Origin of the sequence: Exiguobacterium sp. PHA03, assembly GCF_041945985.1 — a bacterium.
GTDB lineage: Bacteria > Bacillota > Bacilli > Exiguobacteriales > Exiguobacteriaceae > Exiguobacterium_A.
Genome location: NZ_JAUTYQ010000005.1, coordinates 16,773 through 26,081 on the forward strand (window position 1 = coordinate 16,773; position 9,309 = coordinate 26,081).

14 protein-coding genes are annotated in these 9,309 nt (G+C 46.6%); all 14 read right to left on the reverse strand.

The genetic code is table 11. From position 1 onward, the window contains the following. Nucleotides 1–30: 30 nt before the first annotated feature. Nucleotides 31–399 (reverse strand): 50S ribosomal protein L14, encoded by a 369-nt coding sequence (gene rplN, locus Q7C19_RS15035; protein ID WP_012369019.1) that lies wholly within the window; start codon nucleotides 397–399, stop codon nucleotides 31–33. A 48-nt stretch (nucleotides 400–447) separates the two neighbouring features. Continuing rightward, a complete protein-coding gene (gene rpsQ, locus Q7C19_RS15040) occupies nucleotides 448–711 on the reverse strand; it encodes a 30S ribosomal protein S17 (protein WP_023466634.1) in 264 nt (87 codons plus the stop codon). Between the two features lie 31 nt (nucleotides 712–742). Beyond that, nucleotides 743–946 carry a 50S ribosomal protein L29 gene (rpmC, locus tag Q7C19_RS15045; RefSeq protein ID WP_012369017.1) on the reverse strand — a complete coding sequence of 68 codons (204 nt, stop codon included), beginning with the start codon at nucleotides 944–946 and terminating at the stop codon, nucleotides 743–745. After that, complete coding sequence (rplP, locus tag Q7C19_RS15050) at nucleotides 933–1,370, reverse strand: 50S ribosomal protein L16 (protein WP_012369016.1); 438 nt, start codon at nucleotides 1,368–1,370, stop codon at nucleotides 933–935. The genes rpmC and rplP overlap by 14 nt, the downstream gene beginning before the upstream one ends. Nucleotides 1,371–1,403: 33 nt before the next feature. Further along, complete coding sequence (gene rpsC, locus Q7C19_RS15055; protein ID WP_023466633.1) at nucleotides 1,404–2,060, reverse strand: 30S ribosomal protein S3; 657 nt, start codon at nucleotides 2,058–2,060, stop codon at nucleotides 1,404–1,406. Nucleotides 2,061–2,072: 12 nt separating this feature from the next. Beyond that, on the reverse strand, nucleotides 2,073–2,405 hold the full coding sequence (rplV, locus tag Q7C19_RS15060) for a 50S ribosomal protein L22 (protein WP_012369014.1): 333 nt from the start codon (nucleotides 2,403–2,405) through the stop codon (nucleotides 2,073–2,075). Between the two features lie 20 nt (nucleotides 2,406–2,425). Beyond that, nucleotides 2,426–2,704 carry a 30S ribosomal protein S19 gene (rpsS, locus tag Q7C19_RS15065; RefSeq protein ID WP_012369013.1) on the reverse strand — a complete coding sequence of 93 codons (279 nt, stop codon included), beginning with the start codon at nucleotides 2,702–2,704 and terminating at the stop codon, nucleotides 2,426–2,428. A gap of 63 nt (nucleotides 2,705–2,767) precedes the next feature. Next, a complete protein-coding gene (gene rplB / locus Q7C19_RS15070) occupies nucleotides 2,768–3,598 on the reverse strand; it encodes a 50S ribosomal protein L2 (protein WP_023466632.1) in 831 nt (276 codons plus the stop codon). Between the two features lie 32 nt (nucleotides 3,599–3,630). Then, complete coding sequence (gene rplW, locus Q7C19_RS15075) at nucleotides 3,631–3,915, reverse strand: 50S ribosomal protein L23 (protein ID WP_023466631.1); 285 nt, start codon at nucleotides 3,913–3,915, stop codon at nucleotides 3,631–3,633. Beyond that, nucleotides 3,915–4,538: a 50S ribosomal protein L4 gene (gene rplD / locus Q7C19_RS15080; protein ID WP_023466630.1), complete on the reverse strand. Its 624-nt coding sequence runs from the start codon at nucleotides 4,536–4,538 to the stop codon at nucleotides 3,915–3,917. Before rplD ends, rplW begins: the two co-directional genes overlap by 1 nt. Nucleotides 4,539–4,567: 29 nt before the next feature. Next, nucleotides 4,568–5,194, reverse strand: coding sequence for a 50S ribosomal protein L3 (gene rplC / locus Q7C19_RS15085; protein WP_023466629.1), 627 nt, complete (start codon nucleotides 5,192–5,194; stop codon nucleotides 4,568–4,570). A gap of 68 nt (nucleotides 5,195–5,262) precedes the next feature. Further along, the gene (gene rpsJ / locus Q7C19_RS15090) at nucleotides 5,263–5,571 is read right to left on the reverse strand and encodes a 30S ribosomal protein S10 (protein WP_029343090.1); all 309 of its coding nucleotides are present in this window, start codon (nucleotides 5,569–5,571) and stop codon (nucleotides 5,263–5,265) included. Nucleotides 5,572–5,887: 316 nt separating this feature from the next. Further along, a complete protein-coding gene (gene tuf / locus Q7C19_RS15095) occupies nucleotides 5,888–7,075 on the reverse strand; it encodes an elongation factor Tu (RefSeq protein ID WP_035413159.1) in 1,188 nt (395 codons plus the stop codon). 117 nt (nucleotides 7,076–7,192) lie between these two features. Further along, nucleotides 7,193–9,271, reverse strand: a complete 2,079-nt coding sequence (gene fusA, locus Q7C19_RS15100) for an elongation factor G (protein ID WP_023466625.1) — start codon at nucleotides 9,269–9,271, stop codon at nucleotides 7,193–7,195. Nucleotides 9,272–9,309: the final 38 nt, after the last annotated feature.

Genomic DNA, 9,309 nt, shown 5'->3' on the forward strand with positions numbered 1-9,309 from the left:
AGAGCACCTCCTTGTAGGAATTCTTTGGAATTAAAGTACTTCCGGTGCCAACGAGACGATCTTCATGAAGTCTTTTTCACGAAGTTCGCGTGCGACTGGTCCGAAGATACGTGTGCCACGTGGGCTTTTGTCATCTTTGATGATGACTGCTGCGTTTTCGTCAAAACGGATGTACGAACCGTCTTTACGACGAACGCCACGTTTAGTACGAACGACTACTGCGCGTACAACTTCACCTTTTTTGACAACGCCACCTGGTGTTGCTTGTTTTACTGTACAAACAATAACGTCACCGATGTTAGCAGTTTTACGACCAGAACCACCGAGGACTTTGATCGTCAAGACTTCACGAGCTCCTGAGTTGTCTGCTACTTTTAAGCGAGATTCTTGTTGAATCATACGATTGTACCTCCCTCCGGATGTTTATTCACCCGAACTAATTAGAGTTTAGATGATTACTGCTTCTTCAATGACTTCTACGAGACGGAAACGTTTGTCCTTAGATAATGGACGTGTTTCTTGAATGCGTACAACATCACCGATTTTAGCTGTGTTGTTTTCATCATGCGCTTTGTACTTTTTAGAGTAGTTTACGCGTTTGCCGTAAAGCTTGTGCTTTACTTTTGTTTCAACTGTAACTACGATCGTTTTGTCCATTTTGTCAGAAACGACGCGTCCAGTTAACACTTTGCGGTTGTTAGTGCGTTCCATTGAGTGTTCCTCCTCTCAGAATCCGAGTGAATTATGCGTTGTTGATGCCGAGTTCGCGTTCACGAAGAACGGTTTTCGCGCGTGCAATCGACTTGCGCACTTCACGGATACGAGCAGGGTTCTCAAGCTGACCAGTCGCGAGTTGGAAACGAAGGTTGAACAACTCTTCTTTCCACGAACCGACTTTACCGTTAAGCTCTTCAGTTGTTTGCTGACGGAGATCAGTTGCTTTCATTCGTATCACCACCATTTTCTTCACGTTTTACGAACTTACATTTTACTGGAAGTTTGTGTGATGCAAGACGGAGAGCTTCGCGTGCGATCTCTTCCGATACTCCTGCGATTTCGAACATTACTTTACCCGGTTTGACGACTGCTACCCAGCCCTCCGGAGCACCTTTACCTGAACCCATTCGGACTTCAAGAGGTTTTTTAGTGTATGGCTTGTGTGGGAAGATCTTGATCCACACTTTACCACCACGTTTCATATAACGAGTCATCGCGATACGCGCTGATTCGATTTGACGGCTAGTGATCCAGCTAGCTTCTTGAGCTTGGATACCGAACTCGCCGAAGTGTACTGTAGTACCACGTTTCGCTTTACCACGCATGTTGCCGCGGTGAACACGACGATATTTTACACGTTTTGGTAACAACATGTTGTGTTGCCTCCTTCCCTAGACGGATGTGGATTATTCTTCGTTTGCTGCTGCTTTTTTCGTAGGAAGCACTTCACCGTGGTGGAGCCATACTTTTACGCCAATTTTGCCGTAAGTTGTATCAGCTTCTGCAGTACCGTAATCGATGTCTGCACGGAGTGTATGAAGTGGAACTGTTCCTTCCGAATACTTCTCAGAACGAGCGATATCAGCGCCACCAAGACGACCAGAAACTTCAGTCTTGATTCCTTTGATACCAGAACGCATTGAGCGTTGGATTGATTGCTTCATAGCACGACGGAACGATACGCGACCTTCAAGTTGGCGAGCGATGTTCTCAGCGACGAGCTTAGCAACTGCATCCGGGTTTTTCACTTCAACGACGTTAACGTGAACGCGTTTGCCTTTTGCAAGGTTAGTGATGTCTTTACGAAGTGTTTCGATTTCAGAACCGCCTTTACCGATAACCATACCAGGCTTAGCAGTGTGAAGTGAGATGTTCAAGCGGTTAGCTGCGCGCTCGATTTCTACTTTAGAGACACTAGCGTCTTTAAGACGTTTTTCGATATATTCACGAACTACGTAGTCTTCATGAAGGAGATCAGCATAGTCTTTATCTGCGAACCAACGTGATTCCCAGTCTTTGATGATACCTACGCGAAGACCAGTTGGGTTAATCTTCTGACCCACGGTAATCCCTCCTTATTTTTCAGATACCACGATGTGAACGTGGCTCGTACGTTTGTTGATGCGGCTTGCGCGACCCATTGCACGTGGGCGGAAACGTTTGAGCGTTGGACCTTCGTTTACGTAAGCCTCAGTGACTACGAGGTTTTCGATGTTCATGTCGAAGTTGTGCTCAGCGTTCGCGATTGCCGATTTCAATACTTTCTCAACGATTGGCGTTGCTGCCTTGTTCGTGTAAGCAAGAATCGAAAGTGCTTCGCCGATTTGCTTCCCGCGGATTAAGTCTACTACGAGACGTGCCTTACGAGGAGCAATGCGAACCATATTAGCCGATGCTTTTGATTGCATAATGAGTACCTCCCCTCAGATTAACGTTTCGTTTTCTTATCGTTTCCAGCATGTCCTTTGTAAGAACGTGTTGGAGCGAATTCACCAAGTTTGTGACCGACCATATCTTCTGTCACGTAAACCGGTACGTGTTTACGACCATCGTAGACAGCGATCGTGTGACCGATGAACTCTGGGAAGATTGTCGAGCGGCGTGACCAAGTTTTGATGACATGTTTGTCACCAGCTTCGTTGGCTTTATCAACCTTAGCGAGCAGATGGTGATCTGCGAATGGACCTTTTTTCAAGCTGCGACCCATAGTTGTACCTCCCTTTGGCATGATTCAGGAACGGTTCCTACGAACCGTCCAGAAATCATGTAATTATTTTTTAGAACGACGGACGATATATTTATCGCTCGCTTTGTTTTTCTTACGAGTTTTGTATCCGAGTGCCGGTTTACCCCAAGGAGTAAGTGGGCCCGAACGACCGATTGGAGCACGTCCTTCACCACCACCGTGTGGGTGATCGACTGGGTTCATGACAGAACCACGAACTGTAGGACGTTTTCCGAGCCAGCGTGAACGACCAGCTTTACCGATATTGACGAGCTCGTGCTCTTCATTACCGACAGCGCCGACTGTTGCACGACAAGTAGCAAGGATCATACGAGTTTCGCCTGATTGAAGACGAACGATCGCGTATTTACCATCTTTACCGAGAAGCTGAGCAGAAGTACCAGCTGCGCGAACGAGCTGACCACCTTTACCTGGCTTAAGTTCGATGTTGTGGATCAACGTACCGACTGGGATGTTTGAAAGTGGAAGAGCATTACCGACTTTAATGTCAGCTTCTGGTCCAGCCATGACTTGCATGTCTACTTTCAAGCCTTTCGGTGCGAGGATATAGCGTTTTTCACCATCGATGTAGTGGATCAATGCGATGTTAGCAGAGCGGTTTGGATCGTACTCAATTGTAGCGACACGACCAGCGATGCCATCCTTGTTCCGTTTGAAGTCGATGATACGATATTTACGTTTGTGTCCGCCACCTTGGTGACGTACTGTCAAGCGACCTTGGTTGTTACGTCCGCCCTTTTTCGAAAGCTTTTCAGTTAACGATTTTTCAGGACGTGAAGCCGTAATCTCAGCAAAGTCAAGTGCAGTCATATTACGACGACCGTTAGTGGTCGGTTTAAACTTTTTAATTCCCATCGAGAGTTCCCTCCTTTTCTACAGAGTTCCGATTAACCGAGGTAATCGAGTTCTTTGCTATCTGCAGTAAGCGTGACGACCGCTTTTTTGCGGCGTGCTGTGTAACCAGCGTGACGACCTACGCGTTTTGCTTTTGGTTTTGAGATCAATGTGTTGACTTTGTCAACTTTCACTCCGAAGATCGCTTCAACTGCGTCTTTGATTTGAGTCTTAGATGCCTTCACGTCTACTTCGAATGTGTACTTTTTCTCAGCCATTTGGTTTACTGAACGTTCAGTAATGACAGGACGTTTGATAATGTCGTGTGTGTGTGCCATTATGCAAGCACCTCCTCTACTCTCGCAACAGCGTCCTTCGTAATGATGACTTTGTCATGAGCGACAAGATCAAGGACGTTTACACCTGCAGCGTCAACGACTGTGACACCCGGGATGTTGCGTGTTGAAAGAACGACTGACTCGTTGTAATCAGCAGTAACGACGAGAACTTTACGTTCGATTGAAAGAGCAGCGAATACTGCGATCATGTCCTTAGTTTTAGGAGCATCGATTGTCAATCCTTCAAGAACGATGAACTCGTTGTTAGCGACTTTCGAAGAAAGTGCTGAACGAAGTGCGAGACGACGAACCTTTTTAGGAAGTTTGTAAGCGTACGAACGTGGTGTTGGACCGAAGACTGTTCCACCGCCAACCCATTGTGGCGAACGGATCGAACCTTGGCGTGCACGACCAGTACCTTTTTGTTTCCATGGTTTACGGCCGCCACCGCGAACTTCCGAGCGACCTTTTGTATCATGTGTACCTTGGCGACGTGAAGCTTGTTGCATGACGATTGCATCGTATACGACTGCTTCATTTGGCTCGATTCCGAAAACGGCATCTGCGAGCTCGATGTCTCCAACTTGTGTACCTGTTTGGTTAAGCAAAGCTACTTTAGGCATTCGTTATTCCTCCTTTCCTTGCAAACGGATTAGTTGCCTTTAACCGCAGTTTTGATGACAACTTGGCTCTTACGTGCGCCTGGGATAGCACCCTTGACGAGGAGTAAGCCGCGTTCTGCATCAACTTTTACGATTTCAAGGTTTTGAACAGTGATTTGCTCTCCACCCATGCGTCCAGGGAGCAATTTCCCTTTGAATACACGGTTAGGAGCAACAGGACCCATTGAACCTGGGCGACGGTGGTAACGCGAACCGTGAGCCATTGGACCACGTGATTGGTTGTGACGCTTGATTGCACCAGCGAAACCTTTACCTTTCGACGTACCTGTTACATCAACCATTTCGCCTGCAGCGAAAGTATCTGCTTTAATCTCTTGACCGATTTCGAAATCTGCTACTGATGTACGGATTTCTTTAATGAAGCGCTTAGGTGTCGCGTTTGCTTTCGCAGCGTGACCTTTTTGCGGTTTGTTTTGACGACCTTCTTTGATATCACCAAAGCCGAGTTGAACTGCTTCGTAACCGTCAACTTCCGTTGTTTTCAATTGAAGAACAACGTTACCTTCGACTGAAACGACAGTAACAGGGACGACTTCGCCTGACTCGTTGAAGATTTGTGTCATACCGAGTTTAGTTCCTAAGATTCCTTTAGCCATGAGATACACCTCCTAATATTGAATGATTTTGATCTTCTGGCTAGTATCAACTATCTATAGAAGAAAAATTAAAGTTTGATTTCGATGTCAACGCCCGATGGAAGTTCGAGACGCATAAGCGCATCAACAGTTTTCGGTGTTGGGTTAACGATGTCGATCAAACGTTTGTGTGTACGCATTTCGAACTGCTCACGAGCATCTTTGTACTTGTGAACGGCACGAAGTACTGTGTAGACCGCTTTCTCCGTTGGGAGTGGGATCGGACCAGATACAGTAGCACCTGAACGTTTTGCTGTGTCGACAATCTTCTCAGCCGATTGATCAAGCACGCGGTGATCGTATGCTTTCAAACGGATCCGAATTTTTTCATTTGCCATGTTATTTCCCTCCTTTTCGCCTATTTCGTAAATAGACATTCTCCGCGGAAATTTCCACACTAGCCATGGCAATGCCGCCTGGTGTGTCATAACCTCCCGCTTCATCGCGTTGTGTTTGTGACCAACATATTCTATCATACTGAATCACCAGCAAGAATGCAAGCACTAATAAAATAGAATATGTATTCAAGTCTCTCACCACTCGCACAAACACTTTCCTCAGTATATAAGATGTCAGACCATGTTGCAAGACTGTTTTCAAAGAAATGAAAAAAGGTCTTCCGCCACGGGAGACGGAAGACCTTTGTCTTAAAAATTACTCAACGATTTCTGTAACTGATCCAGCGCCTACTGTACGGCCACCTTCACGGATTGAGAAACGAGTTTCTTTTTCAAGAGCGATTGGTGCGATGAGTTCAACAGTCATTTCGATGTTGTCCCCAGGCATAACCATTTCAGTACCTTCTGGAAGTTGAACCATACCAGTTACGTCAGTTGTACGGAAGTAGAACTGCGGGCGGTAGTTCGCGAAGAATGGCGTGTGACGGCCACCCTCTTCTTTAGAAAGAACGTAAACTTGCGCTTTGAACTTTTTGTGTGGTGTGATTGTGTTTGGTTTCGCGAGAACTTGTCCACGCTCGATGTCGTCACGTGATACACCACGGAGAAGAGCACCGATGTTGTCGCCAGCTTCAGCATAGTCAAGAAGCTTACGGAACATCTCTACACCAGTACATACTGATTTTTTAGTTTCTTCGTGAAGACCAACGATTTCGATCTCGTCGTTGACTTTAAGAACTCCACGCTCAACGCGGCCAGTAGCAACTGTACCACGACCAGTGATTGAGAAGACATCCTCAACTGGCATCATGAAGTCTTTTTCAGTGTCACGAGTTGGTTCTGGGATGTACTCATCGACAGCTGCCATGAGTTCCATGATTTTTTCTTCCCATTTAGCTTCGCCGTTAAGCGCGCCAAGAGCAGAACCTTGGATAACTGGGAGGTCATCACCTGGGAAGTCATACTCAGAAAGAAGTTCACGGATTTCCATTTCGACGAGCTCAAGAAGCTCTTCGTCGTCAACCATGTCAACTTTGTTCATGAATACTACGATGAAAGGAACACCTACTTGACGTGAAAGCAAGATGTGCTCACGTGTTTGTGGCATTGGACCATCTGTTGCAGAAACAACGAGGATCGCGCCGTCCATTTGTGCAGCACCAGTGATCATGTTTTTAACATAGTCAGCGTGACCTGGGCAGTCAACGTGTGCATAGTGGCGTTTTTCTGTTTCGTACTCGATGTGAGCTGTTGCGATTGTGATACCGCGCTCGCGCTCTTCTGGAGCACCATCGATTTGGTCAAACTTAGTTGCAGCTTTACCTTGTGATTTTGCAAGTACAGCTGAGATAGCTGCTGTCAAAGTTGTTTTACCGTGGTCGACGTGGCCGATTGTACCAACGTTAACGTGCGGTTTAGAACGGTCGAATTTTTCCTTACCCATTCTGAATTCCTCCTCTATGTGTCTAATAATTTTTTATAACTAGGAAGGTGAGTCGTAAGATAACGTACACCTTCCTTAGCTTACACTAATCATAAAAGCGTGACAACCTGTGAAGGATTAGCCGTTTGCTTTTTTGATGATTTCTTCTGCAACTGATTTCGGTACTTCTTCGTAGTGATCGAAGTGCATCGAGTACGTTCCGCGACCTTGTGTGCGTGAACGAAGACCAGTAGCGTATCCGAACATTTCAGAAAGTGGAATCATTGAACGGACAACTTGAGCGTTACCGCGTGCTTCCATACCTTCTACGCGACCACGGCGTGATGTAACATCACCCATGATGTCTCCCATGTATTCGTCTGGGATGACGATTTCAACTTTCATCATTGGCTCAAGGATAACAGCTCCGCTCTTATCTTTAAGTTGTTTGACTGCCATTGAAGCCGCAACTTTAAATGCCATCTCGTTTGAGTCGACATCGTGGTACGATCCGAAGACGAGTGAAGCTTTTACGTCAACGACCGGGTAACCAGCAAGGATACCGTTTTGAAGTGCTTCTTCGATTCCGTTCTCAACCGCTGGGATGTATTCACGTGGAACAACACCACCGACGATTTTGTTGTTGAACTCGAAGCCAGCGCCTTCTTCGTTCGGCTCGAATTCTACGACGACGTGACCATACTGACCACGACCACCAGATTGACGAGCGAACTTCGAATCGATCTTCGCCGCTTGGCGGATCGTTTCACGGTAAGCTACTTGTGGAGCACCAACGTTTGCTTCGACTTTGAACTCGCGACGCATACGGTCAACGATGATGTCGAGGTGAAGCTCACCCATACCTGAGATGATCGTTTGACCAGTCTCTGGGTTTGTTTCAGTGCGGAACGTTGGATCCTCTTCAGCAAGCTTAGCGAGGGCTTGACCCATTTTATCTTGGTCAGCTTTCGTTTTTGGTTCGATAGCGACCGAGATAACTGGTTCTGGGAATGTCATTGATTCGAGAACGACGTTGTCTTTCTCTGCACAAAGCGTATCTCCAGTAGTTGTATCTTTCAAACCTACAGCTGCAGCGATGTCACCCGCGTATACCATCGGGATCTCTTCACGGCTGTTTGCGTGCATTTGAAGGATACGTCCAAGACGCTCACGTTTGCCTTTTGTTGAGTTTTTAACGTACGATCCTGCCGAAGCTGTACCAGAGTACACACGGAAGAATGTCAATTTACCGACGTAAGGGTCAGTCATGACTTTGAACGCGAGTGCAGAGAATGGTGCTTCGTCCGAAGACTCACGCACGATTTCTTCATCCGTATCCATGTCGATACCTGAGATCGCTTTTACGTCGATTGGTGATGGGAGGTAATCGAGAACTGCGTCAAGCATAAGCTGAACACCTTTGTTCTTGAATGCCGAACCTACGAGTACAGGATAGAAGTCAACTGTCAGAGTTGCTTTACGGATAGCCGCTTTCAACTCGTCGATTGTGATTTCTTCACCCTCGAGGTATTTCATCATCAATTCTTCTTCGTAATCCGCAACTGCTTCGATCAATGATCCACGGAGTTCTTCAGCTTGATCAGCGAGATCAGCTGGGAAACCGTCAGTCACTTCGATGTCAGTTCCAAGATCGTTACCGTACATGTATGTTTTCTGTTCGACGAGGTCGATGATTCCTTTGAATTCATCTTCCGCACCGATTGGAAGTTGGATCGCGTGTGCGTTCGCTTGGAGGCGTTCGCGAAGCGTTCCGACCGAGTACAAGAAGTCTGCACCGATTTTATCCATTTTGTTAACGAAAACGATACGTGGTACGCCGTAAGTTGTAGCTTGGCGCCATACTGTCTCAGTTTGTGGCTCAACACCAGACTGAGCGTCAAGTACTGCTACCGCACCATCAAGTACGCGAAGTGAACGTTCAACCTCAACTGTGAAGTCTACGTGTCCAGGTGTATCGATGATGTTTACGCGGTTACCTTTCCATTGAGCAGTTGTTGCTGCCGATGTAATCGTGATCCCACGCTCTTGCTCTTGCTCCATCCAGTCCATTTGTGAAGCACCTTCGTGCGTTTCACCAATCTTGTGGATACGACCCGTGTAATACAGGATACGCTCAGTCGTTGTTGTTTTACCAGCATCGATGTGAGCCATGATCCCGATGTTACGAGTGTTCTTAAGGGAGAATTCTCTTGCCATCTTTAAACATTCTCCTTTCGCATTTTAGTTTAGTGGTC